The organism is Massilia sp. Leaf139 (assembly GCF_001424165.1).
Classification (GTDB): Bacteria; Pseudomonadota; Gammaproteobacteria; order Burkholderiales; family Burkholderiaceae_D; genus Telluria.
On sequence record NZ_LMOJ01000001.1, the window covers coordinates 420469 to 445906 of the forward strand.

Annotated in this window: 16 protein-coding genes; 10 read left to right on the top strand and 6 right to left on the bottom strand. The window is 67.6% G+C overall.

The features are described from left to right. Window positions 1–87: 87 nt before the first annotated feature. Complete coding sequence (locus ASF77_RS01905) at window positions 88–303, bottom strand: DUF3820 family protein (RefSeq protein WP_056333627.1); 216 nt, start codon at window positions 301–303, stop codon at window positions 88–90. A gap of 62 nt (window positions 304–365) precedes the next feature. On the opposite strand from ASF77_RS01905, the gene ASF77_RS01910 reads away from it, so the two are divergent. Then, window positions 366–785 carry a DUF1810 domain-containing protein gene (locus ASF77_RS01910; RefSeq protein WP_056333630.1) on the top strand — a complete coding sequence of 140 codons (420 nt, stop codon included), beginning with the start codon at window positions 366–368 and terminating at the stop codon, window positions 783–785. Window positions 786–794: 9 nt separating this feature from the next. Here the strand turns inward: ASF77_RS01910 and ASF77_RS01915 are convergent, their stop codons facing one another. Continuing rightward, a complete protein-coding gene (locus ASF77_RS01915; protein ID WP_056333633.1) occupies window positions 795–2453 on the bottom strand; it encodes a phosphoethanolamine transferase in 1659 nt (552 codons plus the stop codon). Window positions 2454–2818: 365 nt separating this feature from the next. Here ASF77_RS01915 and ASF77_RS01920 point away from each other — a divergent pair, with 365 nt between their 5' ends. From ASF77_RS01920 to ASF77_RS01955, 8 genes are all read left to right on the top strand, one after another. Further along, window positions 2819–4315, top strand: a complete 1497-nt coding sequence (locus ASF77_RS01920; protein ID WP_056333635.1) for an NYN domain-containing protein — start codon at window positions 2819–2821, stop codon at window positions 4313–4315. Between the two features lie 122 nt (window positions 4316–4437). Continuing rightward, complete coding sequence (locus ASF77_RS01925) at window positions 4438–4869, top strand: hypothetical protein (protein WP_056333638.1); 432 nt, start codon at window positions 4438–4440, stop codon at window positions 4867–4869. Window positions 4870–5054: 185 nt separating this feature from the next. Continuing rightward, entirely contained in the window at window positions 5055–6524 is a 1470-nt protein-coding gene (locus tag ASF77_RS01930; RefSeq protein WP_056333641.1) for a sodium:solute symporter, read from the top strand. Window positions 6525–6550: 26 nt separating this feature from the next. Further along, window positions 6551–8407 carry a signal peptide peptidase SppA gene (sppA, locus tag ASF77_RS01935; RefSeq protein WP_056333644.1) on the top strand — a complete coding sequence of 619 codons (1857 nt, stop codon included), beginning with the start codon at window positions 6551–6553 and terminating at the stop codon, window positions 8405–8407. A gap of 282 nt (window positions 8408–8689) precedes the next feature. After that, window positions 8690–10063 carry an efflux RND transporter periplasmic adaptor subunit gene (locus ASF77_RS01940; protein ID WP_056333647.1) on the top strand — a complete coding sequence of 458 codons (1374 nt, stop codon included), beginning with the start codon at window positions 8690–8692 and terminating at the stop codon, window positions 10061–10063. Between the two features lie 136 nt (window positions 10064–10199). After that, on the top strand, window positions 10200–13298 hold the full coding sequence (locus ASF77_RS01945) for a multidrug efflux RND transporter permease subunit (RefSeq protein WP_056333650.1): 3099 nt from the start codon (window positions 10200–10202) through the stop codon (window positions 13296–13298). Beyond that, on the top strand, window positions 13295–16585 hold the full coding sequence (locus tag ASF77_RS01950) for an efflux RND transporter permease subunit (protein ID WP_056333652.1): 3291 nt from the start codon (window positions 13295–13297) through the stop codon (window positions 16583–16585). The genes ASF77_RS01945 and ASF77_RS01950 overlap by 4 nt, the downstream gene beginning before the upstream one ends. Before the next feature lie 7 nt (window positions 16586–16592). Continuing rightward, on the top strand, window positions 16593–17993 hold the full coding sequence (locus tag ASF77_RS01955; RefSeq protein ID WP_056333655.1) for an efflux transporter outer membrane subunit: 1401 nt from the start codon (window positions 16593–16595) through the stop codon (window positions 17991–17993). 138 nt (window positions 17994–18131) lie between these two features. Here ASF77_RS01955 and ASF77_RS01960 read toward each other — a convergent pair whose 3' ends face one another. After that, on the bottom strand, window positions 18132–19112 hold the full coding sequence (locus tag ASF77_RS01960) for an SDR family oxidoreductase (protein WP_056333658.1): 981 nt from the start codon (window positions 19110–19112) through the stop codon (window positions 18132–18134). 96 nt (window positions 19113–19208) lie between these two features. After that, entirely contained in the window at window positions 19209–20237 is a 1029-nt protein-coding gene (locus ASF77_RS01965; protein WP_082493501.1) for a bile acid:sodium symporter family protein, read from the bottom strand. A 186-nt stretch (window positions 20238–20423) separates the two neighbouring features. Here ASF77_RS01965 and ASF77_RS01970 point away from each other — a divergent pair, with 186 nt between their 5' ends. After that, window positions 20424–22562 (top strand): S46 family peptidase, encoded by a 2139-nt coding sequence (locus ASF77_RS01970; RefSeq protein ID WP_056333661.1) that lies wholly within the window; start codon window positions 20424–20426, stop codon window positions 22560–22562. 80 nt (window positions 22563–22642) lie between these two features. Here the strand turns inward: ASF77_RS01970 and ASF77_RS01975 are convergent, their stop codons facing one another. Together ASF77_RS01975 and ASF77_RS01980 are read right to left on the bottom strand one after the other, a co-directional pair. Beyond that, a complete protein-coding gene (locus tag ASF77_RS01975) occupies window positions 22643–24010 on the bottom strand; it encodes a PAS domain-containing sensor histidine kinase (protein ID WP_056333664.1) in 1368 nt (455 codons plus the stop codon). Then, window positions 24007–25428: a sigma-54 dependent transcriptional regulator gene (locus ASF77_RS01980; RefSeq protein ID WP_056333669.1), complete on the bottom strand. Its 1422-nt coding sequence runs from the start codon at window positions 25426–25428 to the stop codon at window positions 24007–24009. Before ASF77_RS01980 ends, ASF77_RS01975 begins: the two co-directional genes overlap by 4 nt. Window positions 25429–25438 lie beyond the last annotated feature (10 nt).

The following is a 25438-nucleotide window of genomic DNA, read 5'->3' on the forward strand; positions in this document are numbered from 1 at the left end:
CTGAACCGATTATAGCCAAAGGGCTGCGGCCGCGCCGCCCGTTTGATTGCTGAGCGGCAACGCGCGGTGGCTGCGCCTGGTGAGGGCCTAGCGGCCGCGCCGCAGCGGGTCGAGCAGGCCGCGCAGGTCGTTGTGGTCGAGCTCGTACATCAGGGCCAGCAGTTCGCCCAGTTCGCCGCGCGGGAAGCCTTCCCGGGCGAACCAGCCGAGATAATGGCCGGGCAGGTCGGCGATCTTGCGCCCTTCATATTTCCCATAGGGCATCTCGCGCGTCAGCAGCAGGGACAGGTGTTCTGGTTTCATCGTGGCGCCACTTTAGCAAAAACGGCGAAAGGGGTAGCATGGACACTCTTGGGGAGACTGCCATGGACAACGAATTCAACCTCGACCGCTTCGTCAGCGCCCAGGATCCCGTATATTCCGATGTCCTCGCCGAACTGCGCACCGGCCACAAGCGCACGCACTGGATGTGGTTCGTGTTTCCGCAGATCGCGGGCCTGGGCCAGAGCGAGATGGCGCGCACCTATGCGATCTCGTCGAGCGACGAAGCCGCCGCCTATCTGGCCCACCCCGTGCTCGGCCCGCGCCTGCGCGAATGCGCGCGCCTGGTCGCCACCCACCGCGACATGGAGATCGGCGAGATCTTCGGCGATCCGGACGACCGCAAATTCCATTCCTCGATGACCCTGTTCAGCGATACCGCGCCCGACGAGGCTGTGTTCCAGACCTGCCTCGACCAGTTTTTCGATGGGCGGCCCGACCCGGCCACGCTGGCGCGTCTATAGCAGAGCGCTCTAGGTGCCGTAGTCGATCTTGACGGGCAGGGCAGGCGCCTGCCAGCGGTAGCGGCGGTCGAGCACGTCCTGATCCGGCTGCGCGCCGCGCCAGCCGATGCCGAGCAGGCGCGCCAGGCTGAAGCCGAACCAGTCGCTGCGCACCGGCGCCGTCAAGGCCTGGCTCGAGGCCGGGCTGTCGAAGGAATTCCATACCATCAGCGGAATGCGGTAGCCGTCGGGCGTCGTGGCGCTGTGGCCGGCGCGGTCGATCGTGTGGCCCACTTCCTGGCCGTGATCGGACAGGAAGACCCAGGTCTGCTTGCCGGCCGCCTGGCGCGACAGGTCGAGCGTGGCCGCGACCGTGCTGTCGTGGTAGCGCACGGCCGAATCGTAGTCGTTGCGCAGCTCGCGCAGCCAGGCCGGGCGGCCTTCGCTGCGCAGGCGCGCGTCGACCCGGTCGATGGCATGCGCGAACGGGGTCATGCCGTCCGGATGGCGCATCCGGTAATGCGGGTGCAGGCCGAGCATGTGCAGCACGATCAGCTTGCGCGGCGCCGGGTCGGCCAGGGCCGCGCGCGCGGCCGGCAGCATCTGCTCGTCGAGCGCGCGCGAGGCGCGGCCGGGGGTGTTGTTCAGCAGGCGCACCTCGTCGGCCAGGCGCGCATGTTCCTGCTCGATGGCGAGATCATTGTGGTTGCTGATCCAGAAAGTGCGGTAGCCGGCAGCGCGCGCCAGCGCCAGCAGGTGCATGCGTCCGCTGGCTTCGGGGGTTCCGAAGTAGAACAGGTTGCGCAGCGCCGGCACGGTCGAGGCATTGACCGACCAGGCATGGCGGAACACCTGCAGCTGCCCGCCCAGTTCCAGTTCGCGCGCGGCCAGGTGCGGCGAAGTCGCGCGCGCATAGCCGTAGTTGCTGAGGTTGCCGCGGTTCAGGCTCTCGCTGATGACCAGCACCAGGGTGTCCGGCCCTGCCGCCGACAGCACCGGCTTGACGGCGGCCGCCGCGTCCAGCAGCTCCGCGCGCTGGCGGCCGAAGCCTTCCCACTGGTGGCGCAGGGTGCCGACGTCCTTCACCCAGTGCGGCCAGAAGGCGACGGGGTGGTGGCGGCGCCACGGATTGCTCACGAAGGCGCTCGCCACCAGCACTGCCAGCAGCGCCATGACGCCCAGCTTCCAGCCGCGCGGGCGCAGCGGCGCCGGGGGCGAGCGCCACCAGCGCAGCAGGGCGGCGCCGAGCACGGCGGCGCAGGCGAGCGCGAAGGCCGCCCAGGCCAGCAGGTCGCGCCAGTACATGCTGAGGAATTCGCGCGTTTCCTCGTCGGTGGTGTTGGCCACGGCGCTGAGCACCATGGCGCTGTTGGGCAGGGCCTCGTAGGCGCACAGCAGGAAACCGCGCAGCGCGCCGTCGACGATGAAGCCCAGGCCGATGCCGAAGCAGGCCAGGCCCTGGGCCAGGCGCCAGCCGCGCGCACGCAGCGGCGACCACAGCCAGGCCAGGCCCGGGATGGCCAGCACCAGCACCTGCCAGCGGCGCGTGCCCTCGTGCCCCAGGCAGATCGCCGCGGCCAGGACGGCGCAGGCCAGCAGCGGCGCCAGCGCGGCGCGCAGGGCCGGGGACAGGCGCGCCGGCAGGGCGGCTTGCGCGAGCCGTTCGCGCTCGTTGACGCTGGAATGCATATGCGCGCGTCAGAAACTGCAGAAGGGGCAGGCGGGGGCGCCGGCTTGGCGCGGGGGATGGTGTGGAAGTCGCAGGCGAACGTCGATTTGCTTCGATGGCTTCATGCAGGCTCGTATCTCGTTATTACAATCTGATGTTGCATTTGCTGGGTGTTGCATTACAGGAAGAACCTGTCTATGCGTTGGGGCAAGTGTATACCGTTGGGAGGTGTATGCACATCAGCTTGGCCATATTTTTTCAGTGTGGCAATAATGACATCGCCTCTGCGCCGTCGCAGCGCGGGCTTGCGCGGGGAGAAACGAGGTTATGCGTATAATCCGCCGGGTATCCGTCCTCCCTTATCAAAACAGAAAATAAAGAATTTATGGCTTCATCCTCCGACAACATCAGCATGGCGGTGTTTTGCGACTTCGAAAACGTCGCCCTGGGCGTGCGCGACGCGAATTACGAGAAGTTCGACATCAAGCCGGTACTCGAGCGCCTCCTGCTCAAGGGCAGCATCGTCGTCAAGAAGGCGTACTGCGACTGGGATCGCTACAAGGGCTTCAAATCGACGATGCACGAAGCGAATTTCGAATTGATCGAAATCCCGCACGTGCGCCAGTCGGGCAAGAACTCGGCCGACATCCGCCTCGTCGTCGACGCGCTCGACCTGTGCTACACCAAGTCGCACGTCAACACCTTCGTGATCATCAGCGGCGACTCCGACTTCTCGCCGCTGGTCTCGAAGCTGCGCGAGAACGCCAAGCAGGTGATCGGCGTGGGCGTGAAGCAGTCCACCTCGGATCTGCTGGTGGCCAACTGCGACGAATTCATCTTCTACGACGACCTGGTGCGCGAAGTGCGGCGCGCCGCCGCCAAAAGGGACGAGCGCAAGGCCGCGCCGCAACAGCCGAAGCGCCAGGGGGGCGACGACCGCCGCAAGGAAGAACTGGAAGCGCGCAAGACCCAGGCGCTGGAGATGGTCGCCGAGACCTTCGATGCGCTGGTGTCCGAGCGCGGCGACACCGGCAAGATCTGGGCTTCGCTGCTGAAGGACACCCTCAAGCGCCGACGTCCGGAATTCTCGGAGGTGTATTACGGTTTCCGCACCTTCGGCAACCTGCTGGAAGAGGCGCAGGTACGCGGCCTGTTCGAATTCGGCCGCGACGAAAAGTCCGGCACCTATGTCTACCGCAGCAGCGGCGCCGCTGCCGCGCTGCCGCTGGAAGCGCCGGCCGCCGAGAGCATGGCGCCGGCTGCCGATGCCGTGACCGAGGGCGAGGAGGCCGCGGCGCCGGCCGAGGCGCGCGACGAAGGCAAGGGCAAGGGCCGCACCCGCGGCGGACGCGGCCGCAAGAACACGCGCGGCGACGCGCCGTTTGTGGCGGTGACGCCGGACGAGGCGGCCGAGGCGGTGGTATTTGAATCGGTGCAGGACACGCCAGAGGCCGCGCCGGTCGAGACCGCGACGCAGGCGACGGAAGTGGCCGAACCAGCGGTCGAGCCAGCGACCGGAGAGGCAGCCGAAATCGCGGTGGAGGAGGCCGCCCCGGCGAAGAAGGAACGCCGCCGCACGCCGCGCAAGCCGGCCGCCAAGAAAGGCGCACCGGAGGCCGCGCCCGTGGACGCAGCGCCGGTGGATGCGGCCCCGGAACCGGCCCAGGTGCCGGTGGCCGAGATCGCCGCCCCCGCCGCGGCCCTGGCTGCCGAGGACGAGGACGACTATGTCTTGCCGGACGACGTCAACGGCAATGTCGCCCCGGGCGAGGGCGCTGCACGCGCGAAACCGGCGCGTGGCGGTTCCAGCCGTCCGGCACGCAAGCCAGCCGCGCGTAGCCGCCGTCCGGCCAAGGGCAAGGGGACGACGGACAACGGCTAAGTTGGCATAAAATCGGGCATACGATCGAACCAGGCCGGCCGCCAGGGCCGGCGCAGCATGCAGCACCCCGGCCCCTGGCGGGCCGGAAGCGATCGATCACAACCTTGGTGAAAGGAGCTGTCATGCGTGCGCTGTCCAAGCTGCTGGTCTCCCTCGTTGTCCTGACACCGCTGGCCCAGGCCGCGCCGCCGGCGCCGGCGGCGAACCACCCCATTCTCGGCATCTGGCGCCTGGCGCTGCCCGAACTGCGCTGCGTCGAAACCTACCGCTTCCGCGGCGACGGCACCACCCTGGTGACGAGCAAGGAAGAAATCTCCGAAAGCGAATACCGCATCCCCGACAAGCCCAGCCCCAAGGGCTTCTACAAGCTCGAAGACCGCATCGTCAAGGACAACGGCAAGCAGGACTGCTCGGGCGAGATCATGGAGGTCGGCACCCAGGCCACGAATTTCCTGCGCTTCCACCCCTCGGGGGCGCTGTTCCTGATGTGCAGCGACGAGACGATGGAAGCCTGCATCGGGCCCTTCGAGCGGGTAGAGGGCGAGGAAGCATAAGCATCTGCCGGTGGCTCCGTAACGTAAGGTGGGCGGGTCTCCCGCCCACGCGGTGATTAAATAGCAGCGAGATCATCCGGCACGATATCGGAGCTGCCAGGTATCACCGGTGGGCATGAATGCCCACCCTACCGTTATCTAGGTGTATATTGCTGGGCGCGTCATCACCACCCCACTAAAAACACATGTCCCCGGTTCTACTTTTCTGCATCCTCATCGGCTATTTCGCGCTGCTGCTCGGCGTCGCCTGGGCGACCTCCCGCAACGCCAACAACGACAGCTTCTTCATCGGTAACAAGAGTTCCAACTGGATGCTGGTCGCCTTCGGCATGGTCGGCACCACCTTGTCCGGCGCGACCTTCATCAGCGTGCCCGGCGCGGTCGGCAAGGACGCCTTCGGCTACGGCCAGATCCTGATCGGCTATGTGTTCGGCTACATCGCGGTCGCCTACATCCTGCTGCCCCTGTACTACCGCCTGAAACTGACCTCGATCTACCACTACCTGGACGTGCGCCTGGGACGGCGCGCCTACCAGAGCGGGGCGGGCTTCTTCATCGTTTCGCGCCTGCTCGGCTCGACGGCGCGGCTCTACCTGGTCGTCAACATCCTGCAGGCCATCATCCTCGACAGCCTGGGCATCCCGTTCTGGGTCACGACCCTCGTGATCCTGGCCATGATCCTGATGTACACCTACCAGGGCGGCGTCAAAACCATCGTCTGGACGGACACCCTGCAGACGAGCTGCATGCTGTTCGGCCTGTTCGCCTGCGTCTGGTTCCTGCTGAACGAACTCGGCATGTCGATCCCGGACAGCCTGAATGCGATGCAGTCGCAGGGCCTGGCGCGCATCTTCACCTGGGATGTCGACAGCCCCAACTTTTTCTGGAAGCAGTTCGTCGCCGGCATCTTCATCGTGCTGACGATGACGGGCATGGACCAGGAAATGATGCAGAAGACGATTTCCGTCAAAACCCTGGCCGACTCGCAAAAGAACCTGCTGAGCCTGACCGCGGTGCTGGTAGTGGTGCTCTCGTCCTTCCTGTTCCTGGGCGGCCTGCTGTACCTGTACGCGCCGCTGGCCGGCGTGGCGGCCACGGGCGACAAGATCTTCCCGGCCGTGGTCATGGGCCATCTGCCGGCGGCGGTGCAGATCATCTTCCTGATCGCACTGGTCTCGGCCCTGTTCCCGAGCGCCGACGGCGCCATCACGGCACTGACCTCCACCTTCTGCATCGACATCCTCGGCATCAAGCGCCGCGCCGATCTCGACGTGGCCGCCCAGGAGCGCCTGCGCCGCCACGTGCACCTGGGTTTCGCGGCGCTGTTCCTGCTGCTGGTGCTGGGCTTCAAGTGGATCGACGAACCGAGCATGATCGTGGTAATCCTGAAACTGGCCGCTTATACCTATGGCCCGCTGCTGGGCCTGTTTGCTTTCGGCATGCTGACGAAGCGTGGTTTGACCGACCATCTCGTGCCTTTCGTGACAATCGGCGCCCCCGTTCTTTGCGCGATCCTTGAGTTCTATCAGCAATATTTGCTCGGCAGCTATCGCCTGGGTCTCGAACTGCTGATGGTCAATGGCATACTCGTCTTCGTTGGCCTGTATGCGATTTCGCACAAAGAGGCGGCAGACAAACTTGCCGTCACCGCCTGACATTTTCTTACCCTAGTGGAGTTCCGATGTCCTTCAAGCCCATGACTTCCCTGCGCCGCGGTTTTGGCATCTTCTGGCGCGGTCTCGACGCGACCCGCCGCTTCGTGCTCAACAGCCTGTTCCTGCTGATCCTGATCGCCTTCCTGTGGGCGCTGTTCAGCGGCGGCGCCAAGCCGCTCACCGCCAAGACCGCGCTGGTGCTGGAACTGCGCGGCGAACTGGTCGAAGAGCACAGCAGCGCCCTGCGCGACACCCTGCTGTCGAACGTGGGCGGCAATACGCGGCGCATGATCGAGCTGCGCGACCTGCTGACCGTGCTCGACGCGGCCGCCAAGGACAAGAACATCGGCAGCGTCTACCTGATGCTCGACGAACTCGATGGCGCCGGCCTGGCCATGCTGCACGAGGTCGGCGCAGCGATCGACCGCGTCAAGGCGGCCGGCAAGCCCGTCATCGCCTGGGGCGGCAACTTCGACCAGAAGCGCTACCTGCTGGCGTCGCACGCGAGCGAAGTCTATGTGCACCCGATGGGCATGGTGCTGATCGAAGGTTTCGGCCGCCACCGCAATTACTACCGCGACGCGCTCGACAAGCTCGGCGTGACCGTCAACCTGATGAAGGTCGGCACCTATAAGAGCTTCGCCGAACCGTACATCAGCAACGGCCCGTCGCAGGCCGCCACCGAAGCGGACGCCTTCCTGTACGGCGCCCTGTGGCAGGGCTATACCGCCAGCGTCGAGAAGAACCGCAAGCTGGCGGCCGGCAGCGTGGCGCGCGGCATCGAGCAGCTGCCGCAACTGATGCAGGCGACCGGCGGCAACGCGGCGCAGGTGGCGCTGAACCAGAAGCTGGTCGACGGCATCAAGACCCGCGACGAGGTGCGCGCCATGTTCATCAAGCGCGGCGAGTACGACGAATCGATCAAGAGCTTCCGCCAGGTTTCCTACAACGAGTACCTCGCGCGTAATCCGCAAAAGGCCTTCGGCGACGCGGTCGGCGTGATCGTCGCCGCCGGCGAGATCACCGAAGGGCAGGGCGGCCCCGGCGTGGTGGGCGGCACCTCCACCGCCGCCATGATCCGCCGCGCGCGCGAAGACGACTCGGTCAAGGCCCTGGTGCTGCGCGTCGATTCGCCCGGCGGCAGCGCCTACGGTTCGGAATTGATCCGGCGCGAGCTGGAACTGACGCGCGCGGCCGGCAAGCCGGTCGTGGTGTCGATGGGCAGCGTGGCCGCCTCGGGCGGCTACTGGATCTCGATGGCCTCCGACGAGGTGATCGCCGACCCGGCCACCATCACCGGTTCGATCGGCGTGTTCGCCATCCTGCCGACGGCCGACAAGGTCGCCGACAAGCTGGGCGTGCGCACGGCCGGCGTCACCACCACCTGGCTGGCCGACGCCTACAACCCGCTGCGCCCGCTCGATCCGCGCTTCGGCCAGCTGGTGCAGGCCAGCATCGACAACGTTTACCGCGAGTTCACCACCAAGGCCGCCGCCGCGCGCAAGACCACCGCGGCCAAGATCGACGAAGTCGGCCAGGGCCGCGTCTGGACGGGCGCGCAGGCCAAGGAACGCGGCCTGGTCGACCGCCTGGGCAGCTACGGCGACGCGCTGCGTTCGGCGGCCAAGCGGGCCAAGCTGGGCGACGACTTCCGCGTCGCCTATGTCGAGCGTCCGGGCACGGCCTTCGAGCAATTCCTGTCGATGCTGGGCGTCTCGGATGTCCAGGCCCTGAACATCCAGGTCAAGCTCGGCATCCTGCCGGATGCGATCCCGCCCGCCGCCATGTCCGGCGTCGCCAAAGACCTGGGCTGGCTGGCCGACCTGAGCGACGGCAAGAAACCATTCGCGGCCGTCACCCATTGCCTATGCGAGCTGCCATGAGCGCGGGCGGGTAAAACCATGTAGCGGATTTGTATCCGCTGTTACAAGTTGTGCAAGCTCCCGAACGGGCGCCGAATCATTCCGGCGCCCGTTTTTCATGCATGGCAGCGAATGGCGTCCTACGGTGTGAAGCGGTGTAAAGGCTGTCCCGACCCTGTCCGCGCGAGGCCGGTCTGGCACCGGCGCTATGTACGTTACGAAACATATCCATCCTGCGTGCCGTGCTACATTCCAAGCTGATTACTTGTGCATTTGTCAGCAAGCCGAACATCAAGGATAAGTATGGATTCCACCGTTTCCCCGAACAAGACCCCGAACCCGGAAACCGCCCGCAAGAAGCGCAGCAAGCGCATCGGCAGCATCATCGCCGTGCTCGCCATGGTGGCGCTGGCGGCGCTGGCCTGGTACCTGACCCACCGGACGCCGCAGGGCGCCGGTGGCGCCGGGCCGGGCACCGCGGGGGCGGGGGCGCGGGGTGGTGCCGCTGCCGGCCCTGGCGGCGGTGGCGGTGGCGGCCCAGGCGGTGGCGGAGGCGGACGGCGCGGCGCGCCGGCGACCACGGTCGGCGTCGCCACGGCCGAGCAGGTCGACATCCCGGTCACGCTCGAGGCCCTGGGCACGGTGACGCCGGCGGCGATCGCCACCGTGCGCCCGCAAGTCTCGGGTGTCCTCCAGAAGATCAACTTCACCGAAGGCCAGATCGTGCGCGCCGGCCAGGTGCTGGCGACGATCGACCCGCGTTCCTCCGAAATCGCGCTGCTGCAAGCGACCGGCCAGCGCCAGCGCGACGAAGCCCAGCTGGAAAGCGCGCGCCTGACCCTGTCGCGCTACCGCACCCTGCTGGAGCAGGATTCGATCGCGCGTCAGGAAGTCGACACCCAGGCGGCCCTGGTCAAGCAGCTCGAAGCGACGGTCAAGACCGACACCGCGGCCGAGAACCTGGCGCGCCTGAACCTCAGCTACACCCAGGTGAAGGCGCCGATCGCGGGCCGTGTCGGCCTGCGCACCGTCGATATCGGCAACCTGGTGGGGAGCAACGACGCCAACGGCATCGCCGTGATCACCCAGTTCTCGCCGATCGACGTCGAATTCGCGGTGCCGCAGGATCAGGTGCCGGAACTGCAGGGGCGTATCGCCCAGAACGCGCAGCTGCCGGCCACGGCGCTCGACCGCACGCGCAGCACCGCGCTGGCCACGGGCCGCTTCGCCGCGCTCGACAACCAGGTCGACGTCCAGACCGGCACCGTGCGCGCCAAGGCGCGTTTCGAGAACGCTGACAACAAGCTGTTCCCGAGTCAGTTCGTCAACCTGCGCCTGCAGGTGCGCACGGTCGAAGACGCCGTCGTGGTGCCCGTCAACGCCCTGCGCCATGGCGCCAACGGCGATTTCGTCTATGTTCTCAATCCCGAGGCGCGCACCGTCTCCCTGCGCAGCGTGACGCGCGGGCAGGCAAGCGGCGATAAGGTGCAGGTGGCGACCGGGCTCAAGGCCGGGGAACAGGTGATCACCGAAGGCGCCGACCGCTTGAAGGATGGTGCCAAGGTGACGCTACCGGGCGACCGGCCGGCGCAGGGCGCGCAGGGCGGGCGCCAGGGCGGGCAGGGTGCGCAGGGCGAACGTCCGCGCCGCCAGCAGCGCGAGGGAGCGTCGCAATGATCGCCACGGTAGGGTGGGCGCTCCGTGCCCACGCGGATTTTTGCGTCGTGTTAGCAGATGCGATGGCGGTTCATTCAACACAAGCGTGTTTCCGCGTGGGCACGGGGCGCCCACCCTACCGGAACAGGGTGCCGCGATGAGCCCCTCCGGCCCATTCATCCGACGCCCGGTCGCCACGGCCCTGCTGATGCTCGCCATCGTGCTGGCCGGCCTGGTCGGCTATAAATTCCTGCCGCTGTCGGCGCTGCCCCAGGTCGACTTCCCGACCATCCAGGTGCAGACCCTCTACCCCGGCGCCAGCCCCGAGGTCATGGCACGCACGGTCACGGCGCCGATGGAGCGCCAGTTCGGCCAGATGTCGGGCCTTACGCGCATGAGTTCGACCAGCGCGGCCGGCGTCTCCATCGTCACCCTGCAGTTCGGCCTCGGCCAGACGCTCGACGTCGCCGAGCAGGAAGTGCAGGCCGCGATCAATGCCGGCGGCTCGCTGCTGCCGGCCGACTTGCCGGCGCCGCCGGTCTACGCCAAGGTCAATCCGGCCGACGCGCCGGTGCTCACGCTTGCCATCACCTCCGACACCGTGCCCCTGACCGAGGTGCAGAACCTGGTCAACACGCGCCTGGCGCTGAAGATCAGCCAGGTCTCCGGCGTCGGCCAGGTCACGCTATCGGGCGGGCAGCGGCCTGCCGTGCGCATCCAGGCCGATACCGAGGCGCTCGCTTCCTACGGCATGGGCCTGGACTCGCTGCGCACCGCGATCACGGCGGCCAACGCCAACAGCGCCAAGGGCAGCTTCGACGGCCCGACCCGCGCCTACGCCATCAACGCCAACGACCAGCTGGTGACGGTGGAGGATTATAAAAACCTGATCGTCGCCTACCGCAACGGCGCCCCGGTGCGCCTCGGGAACGTGGCGCAGGTCGTCAACAGCGCCGAGAACGTGCGCCTGGGCGCCTGGGCCAATTTGAAACCGGCGATCATTCTCAACGTCCAGCGCCAGCCGGGCGCCAACGTCATTGCCACGGTCGACGCGATCAAGGAGCGCCTGCCGGAACTGCAGGCGGGTCTGCCGGCGTCGCTGCGCCTGGACGTGCTGTCCGACCGCACCACCGGCATCCGCGCGTCGGTGCACCACGTGCAGATCGAACTGCTGCTGGCCGTGGTGCTGGTGGTGCTGGTGATCTTCGCCTTCCTGCACAGCATCCGCGCCACCGTGATCGCCAGCCTGGCCGTGCCGATCTCGCTGATCGGCACCTTCGGCGTCATGTACCTGCTCGGCTACAGCCTGAACAACCTGTCCCTGATGGCGCTGACCATCGCCACCGGTTTCGTCGTCGACGACGCGATCGTCATGATCGAGAACATCGCGCGCTATATCGAAGAGGGCGAAAAGCCGATGGCCGCGGCGATCAAGGGCGCGGCGCAGATCGGCTTCACCATCATCTCACTGACCGTGTCGCTGATCGCGGTCTTGATCCCGCTTCTGTTCATGGGCGACGTGGTCGGACGCCTGTTCCGCGAGTTCGCGGTCACCCTGGCGATCACGATCCTGATCTCGGGCCTGGTCTCGCTGACCCTGGTGCCGATGATGTCGGCGCGCTGGCTGCGCAGCCACGAGGAAGAAAAGCCGGGCAAGTGGGCAATCAAGACCCAGGCCTTCTTCGACCGCGTGATCCACAGGTACGACCGCGGCCTGGACTGGGTGCTGGCGCGCCAGGGCCTGACCCTGATCGTCGCCCTGGCCACGCTGGCGCTGACCGCCCTGCTGTGGGCGTTCATCCCGAAAGGCCTGTTCCCGACCCAGGACACGGGCCAGCTGCAGGCCCGCGTCGAGGCGCGCCAGGCGATTTCCTACGAGCGCATGGCCGAGATGCAGCAGGCTGCCGCCAAGGCGATCCTGGAAGATCCGGAAGTGGAGTCCCTGGCCTCGAATGTCGGCGTCGATGCCGCCAACAACAGCATGCTCCACACCGGCACCATGCTGATCAACCTGAAGCCCGACCGCGACGGCGACCCCGACGAGATCATGAGCCGCCTGAAGCGGCGCGTGGCGAACGTGGCCGGTCTGACGCTGTACCTGCAGCCGACGCAAGACCTGACCATCGACGCCGAAAGCGGCCCGACCCAGTACCGCGTCTCGCTCGAAGGCGCCGACAACGCCACCGTCGTCGCCTGGGCACGCAAGCTGGTCGCGCGCATGGCCGAGCAGAAGCAACTGCGGAACGTCACCACCGACGCCGGCGCGGTGGGTGCGGCGGCCGTCGTCCACATCGACCGCGACACCGCCTCGCGCTTGGGGATCACGGCGTCCAGCATCGACGACGCCCTCTACAGCGCCTTCGGCCAGCGCATCGTCTCGACCATCTTCACCGAGACCAACCAGTACCGCGTGATCCTGGAAGCGCAGCAGGACGAGGCGATGTCGCTGCAGGCCCTGGGCCGCCTGCAGCTGCGCACCAGCTCCGGCGAGCCGACGCCCCTGTCCGCCGTGGCGACCATCCGCGAAGAGCAGGCGCCGCTGCAGGTGACCCACGTCGCGCAATACCCGGCCACAACCATCGGCTTCGACACAACCAGCGGCACCTCGCTCGGCCAGGCGGTCGACGCGATCCGCGCGGCCGCCGCCGACATCAAGCTGCCGGCTTCGGTCACCCTGAGCTTCCTCGGCGCCTCGGGCGCCTACGAGAACTCGCTCTCGAACCAGCTGTGGCTGATCCTCGCCGCCGTGGTCTGCGTCTACATCGTGCTCGGCGTGCTCTACGAGAGCTACATCCACCCGCTCACCATCCTTTCCACGCTGCCCTCGGCCGGCGTGGGCGCGTTGCTGGCGCTGTGGGTCACGGGGCAGGGGCTGGGCGTGATCGGCATCATCGGCATCATCCTCCTGATCGGCATCGTCAAGAAGAACGCGATCATGATGATCGACTTCGCGATCGAGGCCGAGCGCGACCAGGGTATGAGCCCGCTGGACGCGATCCGCCAGGCGGCGCTGCTGCGCTTCCGCCCGATCCTGATGACGACCCTGGCCGCGCTGTTCGCCGCGATCCCGCTGATGTTCGGCTGGGGCGAGGGCGCCGAGCTGCGCCGGCCGCTGGGCCTGGCCATTTTCGGCGGCCTGATTCTCAGCCAGCTGCTGACGCTGTTCACCACGCCCGTGATCTACCTCGCGTTCGACCGCGTGTCGCGGCGCTGGGGCGGCAAGGCGCCGGCCAAGCCCCGTGAGGCCGGCGCATGAACCTGTCGAAGCCTTTCGTCCAGCGCCCGATCGCAACCGTCCTGCTGACGCTCGGGCTGGCGCTGGCCGGCATCGGCGCCTTCTTCGTGCTGCCGGTTTCGCCACTGCCCCAGGTCGACTTCCCGACCATTTCGGTGTCGGCCTCGCTGCCGGGCGCGAGCCCCGAGACCATGGCCAGCAGCGTCGCCACGCCGCTCGAACGCAGGTTGGGCGTGATCGCCGGCGTCAACGAAATGACCTCGAACTCGGGCAATGGCTCGACCCGCGTCAGCCTGCAGTTCGACCTGAACCGCAAGATCGATTCGGCCGCGCGCGAAGTGCAGGCCGCGATCAACGCCGCGCGGGCGGACTTGCCGGCGACCCTGCGCAGCAACCCGACCTACCGCAAGGCCAATCCATCCGACCAGCCGGTGATCATCCTGGCGCTCACCTCGAAAAGCCGCACGCCCGGCCAGATCTACGACGCCGTCTCGAACATCGTCCAGCAGCGCGTGGCGCAGGTGCCGGGCGTGGGTGAGGTCGAGATCGGCGGCGGCTCGCTGCCGGCGGTACGGGTCGAGCTCGTTCCTTATTCGCTGAACCGCTACGGCGTCTCGGCCGAGGACGTGCGCGCCGCCATCCAGTCGAGCAATCCGAACCGCCCGAAAGGCGCGCTCGAACTCGACGGCAACCGCCTGCAGATCTATTCGCAGGCCGACACGCCCACCAATGGCCGCACCGCCGCCGACTACCGCGACCTCGTCGTCGCCTGGCGCGACGGCGCCGCGATCCGCCTGCAGGACGTGGCCCAGGTCATCGACGGCCCGGAGAACATCAATACCCTGGGCCTGTTCAACGGCGAACCGGCCGTCATCGTGCTGATCACGCGCCAGCCGGCGGCCAACGTCATCGAAACCGTAGACGGCGTACGCGCGCTGCTGCCCTCGCTGCAGGCCCAGCTGCCGAGCGACGTGACGCTGCAGGTGGCGTCCGACCGCACCAACTCCATCCGCTCCTCGCTGCACGAGATCGAATTCACGCTGATGCTCTCGATCCTGCTGGTGGTGCTGGTGGTGAGCGTTTTCCTGCGCAGCGTGCGCGCGACCGTCATCCCGGCGGTGGCGACGGTTGTCTCGCTGCTGGGCACCTTCGGCGTCATGTACCTGCTGGGCTTCAGCCTGAACAACCTGTCGCTGATGGCGCTGACGGTGGCCACCGGCTTCGTCGTCGACGACGCCATCGTGGTGCTGGAAAATACCGCGCGCCACATCGAGGCCGGCATGGATCGCATGCAGGCGGCCCTGGTCGGCGCGCGCGAAGTCGGCTTCACGGTGCTCTCGATCAGCCTGTCGCTGGTGGCCGTCTTCATTCCGCTGCTGTTCATGGGCGGGCAAGTGGGACGGCTGTTCCGCGAGTTCGCGGTCACCCTGTCGGCCGCCGTCATGATTTCGCTGGTGATTTCGCTGACCACGACGCCGATGATGTGCGCCTGGCTGCTCAAGAAAGGCCACACCATCGAGCGCCCGCCGGGACGCTTTGCCCGCTGGTCGGAGGCCGGCTTCAACCGCGTGCTGCGCGGCTACGAGCGCTCGCTCGACTGGGCGCTCGGCAGCATGGGCCTGGTGATGGTGATCCTGGTGTTCGTGATCGGCCTGAACGTATACCTGTTCTCGGCGGCGCCGAAGGGCTTCTTTCCGCAGCAGGACACGGGCCAGATCAGCGGCGGTATCCGCGCCGACCAGAGCATCTCCTTCCAGGCGATGCAGGGCAAGATGCGCCAGCTGGTCAACATCATCAAGCGCGACCCGGCGGTCAATACCGTGGTCGGCTTCACGGGCGGCGGCAGGGCGGGGGGCGGCTTCATGTTCATCGACCTGAAACCCGCCTCCGAGCGCACCGACAAAGGCCAGGCCGTGATCGCGCGCCTGCGGCCGAAACTCGCCCGCGTGACCGGCGTCTCGCTCTTCCTCAACCCCGTGCAGGACTTGCGCATGGGCGGGCGCTCCAGCAACTCCACCTACCAGTACACCCTGAAAAGCGACAACGCCGAGGATCTGAAGGCCTGGGCCGCGAAGCTGGGCGACGCCATGAAGCGCCAGCCGCAGCTGGTCGACGTCGACACCGACCAGGCCGAGAACGGCGTCGAGATGTTCGTCGCCATCGACAAGGACAGCGCTGCGCGCCTGGGCGTGAACACGCGCGACGTCGACAATGCGCTGTACAACAACTTCGGCCAGCGCCAGGTCTCGAAGATCTACGACGAGCTGAACCAGTACAGCGTGATCATGGGCGTGGCGCAGAAATATGCGCAGTCGCCGGAAGCGCTGAAGGATGTGTACGTGCCGGCGCGCCCGACGAGCGGCACGGCTCCCGCGGCGACCGCGCCGGTCGCCGCGAGCACCACCGGTGGCGCCGCCAGCGGTACCACGACCACGGCGGGCACCCCGGCGCCGGCGTCGAGCCTGACGGCCACGCGCGACGCTTCCAGCGGCGCGGCCTTGTCGAACAGCGCCACTACGATGGTGCCCCTGTCCGCCATCGCCAGCTTCGCCGAGAGTTCGACCCCGACCTCGGTCAACCACCAGGACGGCGAACTGGCGACGACCGTTTCGTTCAACCTGGCCGAAGGCGCCAACCTCGAGGACGGCAAGGCAGCAGTAAAACAGGCCGAAGCCGACATCGCCATGCCCTCGAACGTGCGCGGCAGCTTCCAGGGCACGGCGCGCGCGGCCGAGGAATCGAACAAGGAGCAGCCGCTGCTGATCCTGGCGGCCATCGTCGTCATCTACATCGTGCTCGGCATCCTGTACGAAAGCCTGATCCACCCGATCACGGTGCTCTCGACCTTGCCCTCGGCCGGGGTGGGTGCGGTGCTGGCGCTCCTGATGTTCAACATGGAGTTCTCGATCATCGCCCTGATCGGCGTCTTCCTCCTGATCGGCATCGTCAAGAAGAACGCGATCCTGATCATCGACTTCGCGCTCGACCTCGAACGTTCGAAGGGCGTCTCGGCCCTGGAGGCGGTGCGCGAGGCCTGCCTGCTGCGCTTCCGCCCGATCCTGATGACGACCCTGGCCGCGGCCCTCGGCGCACTACCGCTGGCGATCGGCTTCGGCGAAGGCTCGGAATTGCGCCGCCCGCTTGGCATCGCCATCATCGGCGGCCTGATCGCCAGCCAGTTGCTGACGCTGCTCACCACGCCGGTGGTCTACGTCCTGCTCGACAAGCTGCGCAGCAAGAAGCCCGACGAGCACGAGCTGGCGCGCCGCCCGCTCGAGGACGAAGCCGTCCCCTCCATTTCGAAATGAGATTTGTATGCAGAAAACGAAGACCTTCCGACCGACCCTGCTGATCCTCGCGCTCGGCCTCGCCGGCTGCGCGGTCGGCCCCGCCTACGTGCGTCCGGAGGCACCCCCATCGACCGCATTCAAGGAGCTCGAAGGCTGGGTGCCGGCGGCGCCGGCCGACGCGCTCGAACGCGGGCCCTGCTGGCAGCTGTTCGGCGACACTGAGCTCGACGCGCTCGTCGCCGGCGTCGAGGTCTCGAACCAGAACGTGGCGGCAGCCATCGCCAACTACGCACAGGCGCGCGCCGCCGTGGCCCAGCAGCGTGCGGCGCTGTTCCCGACGGTGTCGCTCGGCCTCTCGGGCGAACGCGCCGGCGTACGTTCGCAGGGCGCCGACAACAGTTATCGCCTGAACCTGGGCGGCAGCTGGGAACCCGATGTCTGGGGCCGCCTGCGCGCCGGCGTTACCAGTGCCCAGGCGGGGGCGGAGGCCAGCGCCGCCGATCTGGCCAGCGCCCGGCTGTCGGCCCAGGGCGAACTGGCGTCGAACTATTTCACCATCCGCGCGCTCGACGCCCAGCGCGCGCTGCTGGAACGCACCATCGCCGGTTACGAGCGCGAGCTGCAGATCACGCAGAACCGCTTCAATGTCGGCATCGCCGCCCGCACCGACGTGCTGCAGGCGCAAACCCAGCTCGCCAGCGCGCGCAGCGACGCCTTGACGCTGGCGCGCCAGCGCGCCCAGTTCGAGCATGCGATCGCGATTTTGGTCGGCAAGGCGCCGAGCGAATTCGCGCTGGCGCCGCGCGCCGAATGGACGGTGAAGGTGCCCGATGTTCCGGTCGGCGTGCCGGCGACGCTGCTGCAGCGCCGTCCGGACATTGCCGCCGCCGAGCGCGACGTGGCTGCTGCCAACGCGGAGATCGGCATCGCGCGCGCGGCCTATTTCCCGAACATCGGCCTGTCAGGCTCGCTCGGCACGGGCGGCAGCCGCGTGGGCGACCTGTTCTCGGCCTCGAACGCGGCCTGGTCGTTCGGGCTGTCGGCGGCGCAGTCCATCTTCAATGCCGGCGCCACGCGCGCCGCCGTCGCCGGGGCCGAGGCGCGCCACCAGGCGGCGGTGGCGCGCTACCGGCAGACGGTGCTGAACGCCTTTGCCGACGTCGAAGACCAGCTGACAGCCACGCGCGTGCTGACTCAGCAGCAGGAGTTGCGGCGCCAGGCCTCCGAGGCGGCCGACCTGGTCGAGCAGCAGATCCTGAACCGCTACCGCGCGGGGCAGGTGGGTTATACCGAGGTGGTGCAGGCCCAGGTCACGGCCCTGAACGCGCGCCGATCGCTGGTACAAGTGCAGAGCGACCGCCAGACGGTGGCGGTGGCGTTGATCCAGTCGCTGGGCGGCGGCTGGCAGGCAGGCGCCCAGCCTTAAAGCGCCTAACAAAACAAAGCGACGCCCGCTACGCGCGCGTGTCCATAGCTGCGTTGCAGCTCCTTGCCGTACAGTCGTACTGCCTTCGTCGCCGCGCCTTGCTCTGAACATGTTGTCAGGCGCTTTCAAGCGGCGCGGTCAGTCCGACTGCTCGCGCCGGCGCATCAGCTGCCAGCCGAGCACACCGAGGGCCAGGCCGGCGCCGACCATCAGCGCGGTGTTGCGCTCCTGCGGCTGGTATTGGCCGCTGTGGACGCCGCTCGCGCCGGGCTGCGGTTCGTAGAGCGCCCCGATGGTGTCGCCCGTGCGGTCGGCGCGTTTCGACCAGGCGTCCATGAAGCGGCCCAGCAGCATCGCGGGGAGGGGAGCGGCCAGCTCGCTGATCTTCATCATGGCCGCGGGCGCGCCGATCACGGTCGTGTTGCGCGGATGCCGGGCAAGGGCGACGACGGCGTCGGCGACTTTTTCCGGCGCCAGCGTGCCGGGCGGGTAGGACAGCTTCGCGCCCGTGTAGTTGGCCGCGTGCCTGAAGCCCGGCGTGTCGACAAACGTCGGGTAGACGTCGCAGATGTGGATATTGGGTTGGTCGTGCAGCTCGGCGCGCAGGGCTTCGCTGAAGCCGCGCAGGCCGAATTTGCTGGCCGCATAGGCCGCCGACCAGGGCGAGGCGACGAAGCCGCCGAAGGAAATCATGTTCACCCAGATGCCGTGGCCCTGGTGCTGGAAGAGGGGCAGCACGGCATGCGCGTCGTGCATGTGGCTGAGCAGGTTGGCCTCGATCACACGCCGGTGGTCTTCCAGCGGCACCTCGGCATACTTGCCGACCACGCCGATGCCGACGTCGCTGAACCACAGGTCGATCTCGCCCAGGATGTCCTGTGCCTCGAGCGCAAAGGCGGCGACTGCTTGCGGCTCGGTGACGTCGACGACGCGCACCTCGGCGCTGCCGCCGGCTTCGCGGCACTGGCGCGCGACGTCGTCGAGCCCCTCCTTGCCGCGCGCGGCCAGCACCAGCATCGCGCCCTCCCTAGCGAAAGCGATTGCGGTCGCGGCGCCGATGCCGCTGGAGGCGCCGGTGATGACGACGCGGGCGCTGGTGCTCATGCTGGTGGGATTCATCGTGCTCGCCTTTCGTGGGTTGTCGGTTCTGGCCCTGCCGGCCTTCTGCCAGCTCATGGTGCCCAATTACCCGATTTTCGGTCGCACGGCTCGACGCTAGCCGGCGTCAGCCGGCACCGCCTCGCCCCGTTCTTCGCGCCGCGCCCACTTCTGCGCCAGCACCGCGCACACCATCAGCTGGATCTGGTGGAACAGCATCAGCGGCAGGATGATCATCCCCAGCGCCGAGGGCGCGAACAGCACCTTGGCCATCGGCACGCCGCTGGCCAGGCTCTTTTTCGAGCCGCAGAACACGATCGTGATCTCGTCTTCCTTCGAGAAGCCCAGGCGCCGGCTCGTCCAGGCGGCCAGGCCGAGGGCGATCGCCAGCATCACGCAGGACAGCACGATCAGCGCGATCAAGGTCGTGGCCGAGATGTGCTGCCACAGGCCCTCGGTGACCGATTCGCTGAAGGCGGCGTAGACCACGAGCAGGATCGAGCCCTGGTCGACATAGCGCAGCACCGGCTTGTGGCGGTCGATAAAGGCGCCGATCCAGGGGCGCAGCAGCTGGCCGGCGATAAACGGCAGCAGCAGCTGTTCGACGATCGTCCAGATCTGGGCCAGCCCCGAGCCGCCGGCCGCCTGCGCGCCCTGCAGCACCAGGGCCCCGACCAGCACGGGCGTGAGAAAAATCCCGAGGAAGTTCGAGGCCGAGGCGCTGCACACGGCGGCGGCCACGTTCCCGCGCGCCAGCGCGGTAAACGCGATCGAGGACTGCACGGTGGAAGGCAGCACGCACAGGAACAGGATGCCCATGGTGAGTTCGGGCGTCAGCACCATCAGCGCCAGGGGTTCGATCGCCAAACCCATGAGCGGAAACATGACGAAGGTGCTGGCCAAGACCAGCAGGTGCAGGCGCCAGTGGGTCAGGCCCGCGACCAGCGCTTCGCGCGAGAGCTTGGCGCCGTGCAGGAAGAACAGCAGGCCGATGGCGACGGTGGTGACGTCGCCCAGGACGGCGGCGGCCTGGCCACTGGCCGGCAGCAGGCTGGCCAGCAGCACCATCAGCATCAGGCCGACGGTGAAGGCGTCGAGCGCGAGGCGGCGCATGAGGGTGGAAACGGAGGAGGCGAAGCGTCCCATGGGTTCTGGCGGCCTGTCGGGGGAAAACGACCATTCTAGCCGCCCAGACGCTTGCGTGCCGGAAGCCGCCGCGGCGCATGCGAGCGCAAACGTCGCGGCGCCTGTATTGACGGCGAAAAATCGGTGTCCCGGCATTGGCAACCGGGCTATACTCCCCGCTTGAATTTTTCTCATCCGGGGACTGCCTTGTTCAAATCGATCGTTCTTCCTGTCGCCCTCGCGGGCGTCGCGTTCCACGCCGTGGCCGACGAAGGCCAGTGGCAGCCGCACCAGCTGCCGCAGCTGAAATCCGAACTCAAACGCATCGGCATCACGATGCCGGCCGAGAAGCTGGCCGACCTGTCGAAGCATCCGATGAGCGCCATCGTGTCGCTGGGCGGCTGCTCGGCCTCCTTCGTCTCGCCCGAAGGCCTGGTGGTCACCAACCACCACTGCGCCTACGGCGCCATCCAGCGCAACGCCACCCCGGAAAAGAACTACATCGTCGACGGCTTCCTGGCCAAGACCCGCGCCGAGGAACTGCCGGGCGGCCCGAACACCCTGGTCTACGTGACCGAGAAGGTCGAGAACGTCACCGACCGCGTGCTGAAAGACCTGGGCCCGAACTTGACCGGCCGCCAGCGCAACGAGGCGATCTCCGCGCGCGTGAAAGCCCTGATCGCCGAGTGTGAGAGCGACAAGGCCTACCGCTGCTCGGTGCCGGCCTTCCACCGCGGCCTCGAGTACTACCGCATCCGCCAGCTGATGATCCGCGACGTGCGCCTGGTCTACGCGCCGTCCGACAAGATCGGCAACTTCGGCGGCGACATCGACAACTACGAGTGGCCGCGCCAGACCGGCGACTACAGCTTCCTGCGCGCCTACGTCGGCCCGGACGGCCGTCCGGCCGACCCGTCGCCGAACAACGTGCCGTATAAATCGAAGGACTTCCTGGTTGTCTCGGCCGAAGGCCTGAAGAACGGCGACCCGATCCTGCTGGCCGGCTATCCGGGCCGCACCAGCCGCTACAAGCTGCCGTCCGAAGTGCGCTTCGCGCGCGACGTCGACCTGCCGGGCAAGGCCGCCACCATCACCGCCGACCTCGACGTCATCGCCCAGGCCACCAAGGGCAATGCCGCCTGGGACGTGCGCTACGCCAGCGTGGCCAAGAGTTTGAACAACGTTTTGAAGAAGAGCCAGGGCCTGCTCGACGGCTTCGCGCGCAAGGACATCGCCGCCATCAAGGACGTGCAGGACGCCGAGTTCCGCGCCTGGTATGCGAAGAACGGCAAGGACGCGACCCTGCTGGCGAACCTGGACGCCGTGATCGCCGCCGACATGGCGCTCTCGCGCGAAGAGGGCGCCTATGCCGAGGCGACCCACAGCGACCTGCTGAAAAGCGCGCGCACCCTGTACCGCCTTGCGCAGGAACGCCAGAAGCCGGACGCCCAGCGCGAGAGCGGCTACCAGGAACGCGACCTCTCCTTCATCAAGGCACGCCTGACCCGCCTGGAGCAGTCCTTCGTGCCGAAGGTCGACCAGGCACGCTATGCCGCTGCCCTGAACCGCTATGCCAAGATCGACATGAAGCTGCGTCCGCAGGGCCTGGATGCGCTCGCACCGGCGCCGAGCAGCCTCGATGCGCTCTACATGGGTACCGAACTGGGTGACACCAACAAGCGCCTGGCCTGGATCGGCAAGGATGCCGCAGCCTTCGAAAAATCGAGCGACCCATTCATCGTGCTGGCCGTGCGCCTGAACGATGTAGCCAAAAACCTGGAAGAGCGCCGCAAGGAAGTCGACGGCAACCTCGATCGCACCATTCCGCAGTACATGGCGGCCGTGATCGCCTACCGCAAGTCGCAGGGCAAGCCGGTCTACCCGGACGCCAACTCGACGCTGCGCGTGACTTACGGCACCGTCTCGCCGTACGCACCGCGCGACGGCCTGGTCAAGGGCCCGTTCACGACCGTCGAGGGCATCGTCGAGAAGGCAACCGACAAGGATCCGTTCCTGGTACCCGCTGCGCTGACCGAAGCGGTGCGCGCCAAGCGTTATGGCGTGTTCAAGGATCCGGTGCTCAATACGGTGCCGGTGAACTTCCTGTCGAGCGCGGACACGACCGGCGGCAATTCCGGTTCGGCCGTGATGAACAAGCGCGGCGAACTGGTGGGCCTGAACTTCGATTCGACCTACGAGTCGATCACCAAGGACTGGTACTTCGACACGGCCATCACGCGCGCAATCCACGTCGATATCCGCTACATGCTGTGGGTGATGAAGGAAGTCGACCATGCCGACAACCTGCTCAAGGAAATGACGATCAAGTATCCGAAGAAGAAGTAAGCGCACTACCTTGATAAAGCCGCAGCCGGGGAAACCCGGCCGCGGCTTTTTTTGTAGGGTGGACGGGGCTCCCGCCCACGCTACGCGAAGCGGATCTCGAAGCGCGTCTCGCCGTCCCCGGTCGCCGCGAGCGTATACGCGAACCCATGCCGGTTCAGCACCTCGCGCACGAACATCAGGCCGATGCCCTGGCCGCCACGCTTGGTGGTGAAGAAGGGCGTGAACAGCTGGCGCGGCGCGACTTCGCCCAGCAGGTCGGCCGAGTCGGACACTGACAGCAGCACCGCGCCGTCCCGGTTCTCGAGCGACACCTGCACGTGGCCGCCGGCCACACCCTGCGCCTGGCGCGCGTCCACCGCCTCGATCGCGTTCTTGACCACGTTGAGCAGCGCCTGTTCGATCAGCTGGGCGTCCATCGGGGTCATGCCGATCTCGTCGCAGCGGCGCCAGCCGAGCGCGATGCCGCGCGCGGCGCAGGCCTCGCGGTTGAGCCATAAAATGTCGTCGACGATCGCGCGCAGGCTAGCCGGGCGCAGCTCCGGCTCGGGCATTTTCACCACCCTTGTAAATCGGTCGATGAATTCGCCCAGGCTGACGTTGCGCCGCTTGACGGCGTCGATGGCGGTAGAGAAGTCGCCGGCGTCCGCTGCCGCCAGCTGGCCGCGGTAGAACAGCAGCGAGTCGAGTACCGAGCAGGTGGCGGCCACCGTGTTGTTGACCTCATGCGCCAGCACCCGCACCAGCTTGGCGTAGGTGGCGCGCTCCGAGTCTTCCAGTTCGGCCGTCAGTTCCTCGACCATCAGGAAGTGGCGCGCGAAGCCGCGGTCGTAGAACTGGCCGCGCTGGGCGCGGTAGCGGCGGCCATCGAGGTCGGTCAGCAGGCGGCTCTCGCCCGGAACCAGCGTGTCGAGCTGGGCGATCATGTCGCGCGCGCGGTCGGCCTCGCGGCCCGTGTCCGCGGCCGGCCACGCCTTCAGCCAGTGCGCCAGCGGCTGGCCTTGCGGGCGTTCCACTCCCAGCAGCCGCGAGGCGCTGGCGTTGACCAGGCTGACGGCGCCGTCGAAGTCGAAGACCAGCACCGCGCTCGGCGTCGCTTCGAGAAGGCGGTCGAGCAGGCCCTGCTGCTCGCCGACCATCAGACGTTCGCGGTGCAGGGCGGCGAGCATGGTGTTGAACATCGCGACCAGCTCGCCCAGTTCGCCCGAGGCGGGCGGCGCCAGCCGGTTCGCGTAGTGCTGGTCCTGGAGCAGGTCGTGGAAGCGGCGCGTGTAGTCGAGCGGTTCGAGGGCATGGCGCGCCAGGCGCCAGCCGATGGCGAGGCTGGCCAGCAGCGCCAGTTCGGCCCCGACGAAGAGCAGGGGGCGTTCGGGCAGCAGCAGGAAGGCGCAGGCGAAGGGCGCCAGGTGCAGGGCGACGATGTAGGCGCCCAGCCGGCGCGCCAGCTTCACGTGGCGTCTCCGGCGTCTCCATCGCTGTCCCCAAGGCCATGGCGCTCCAGGCGCCGGTACAGCGCGGTGCGCGACAGGCCCAGCGTCTTGGCCACGCGCGAGATGTTGCCCGTGTGCTGGGCCAGCGCCTGTTCGATCATGTGGCGTTCGACCTGCTCCAGCGTCATGCCGTCCACGCCGAGGCGCGCGCCGCCGGCGGCCTCGTCGAGCTGGCCGGCGCTGATGAAGTCGGCCTGGGTCAGCTGGATCTTGTCGACCAGCAGCAGGGTGCGCTCCAGCGTCTGCCGCAGCTGGCGGATGTTGCCCGGCCAGGCCTGGCTGGAGAGCCAGTCGAGCGCGCCGCCGCTGAGCGACACCTCGCCCAACCCGTAGCTGGCAGCGACTTTCGCGACGATATGGCGCGCCAGCAGCGGGATGTCGCCCCGCCGCTCGCGCAGCGGCGGCAGGCGGATCGTGATCAGGTTCAGGCGGTAGAACAGGTCTTCGCGAAATTCGCCGGCGGCCACCAGCTCGGCCAGCTCGCGGTTGGTGGCCGAGACCACGCGCACGTCGGCCTGTTCGCTGTGACTGGCGCCGACCGGCTGGTAGCGTCCGTCCTGCAGCACGCGCAGGAGTTTTACCTGGTCCCCGCGATTGAGTTCGCCGATCTCGTCGAGGAACAGGGTGCCGCCCTCGGCCGCGGCTACATGGCCCTTGCGGTCGGCGCGCGCATCGGTGAAGGCGCCGCGCACGTGGCCGAACAGTTCGCTCTCGAACAAGGTCGAGGTGATCGCGCCCATGTTGATCTTGACGATCGGTTTTTCCACGCGCGGGCTGTTGCGGTGGATCGCATCGGCCACCAGCTCCTTGCCGGTGCCGCTCTCGCCCAGGATCAGCACCGGCGCGCGCGTGCGCGCGACCTGGCCGATGGTGGCCAGCACGCGCAGCAGCTTCGGGTGCTCGCCGACGATGTCGCGGAAGTCGAACTGCTCGTCGAGCGCGCGCCGTGATGATGCACTCGGCCCGCTGGCCGGAGCGCTCAAGTCCAGCGTGGCGCGCACCAGTTCGACCAGCTGGGCGTTGTCCCAGGGCTTGGTGAAGAAGTTGGCGGCGCCGGCCTTGATGCCGGCCACCGCCAGCCCGATCGAGCCCCAGGCCGTCATCAGCAGCACGGGCAGGGCGGGATGGCGTTCGCGTACTTGCGCCAGCAGGGCCAGGCCTTCCTCGCCGCCGGTCTGCAGCGAGAAGTTCATGTCCTGCAGTACCAGGTCGACGGGCCGCCCCTCGGTTTCTTCGCGCGCCAGCAGGTCGAGCGCTTGCGCCGCGCCGGCAGCGCGCAACGGTTCGAAACCGGATTGTTTGAGCAGCAGGGCCAGCGAGACCAGGACCGCGCCATCGTCGTCGACAACGAGGATGCGCGGAGATGTCGATACTTGCATCGTGGGTGTC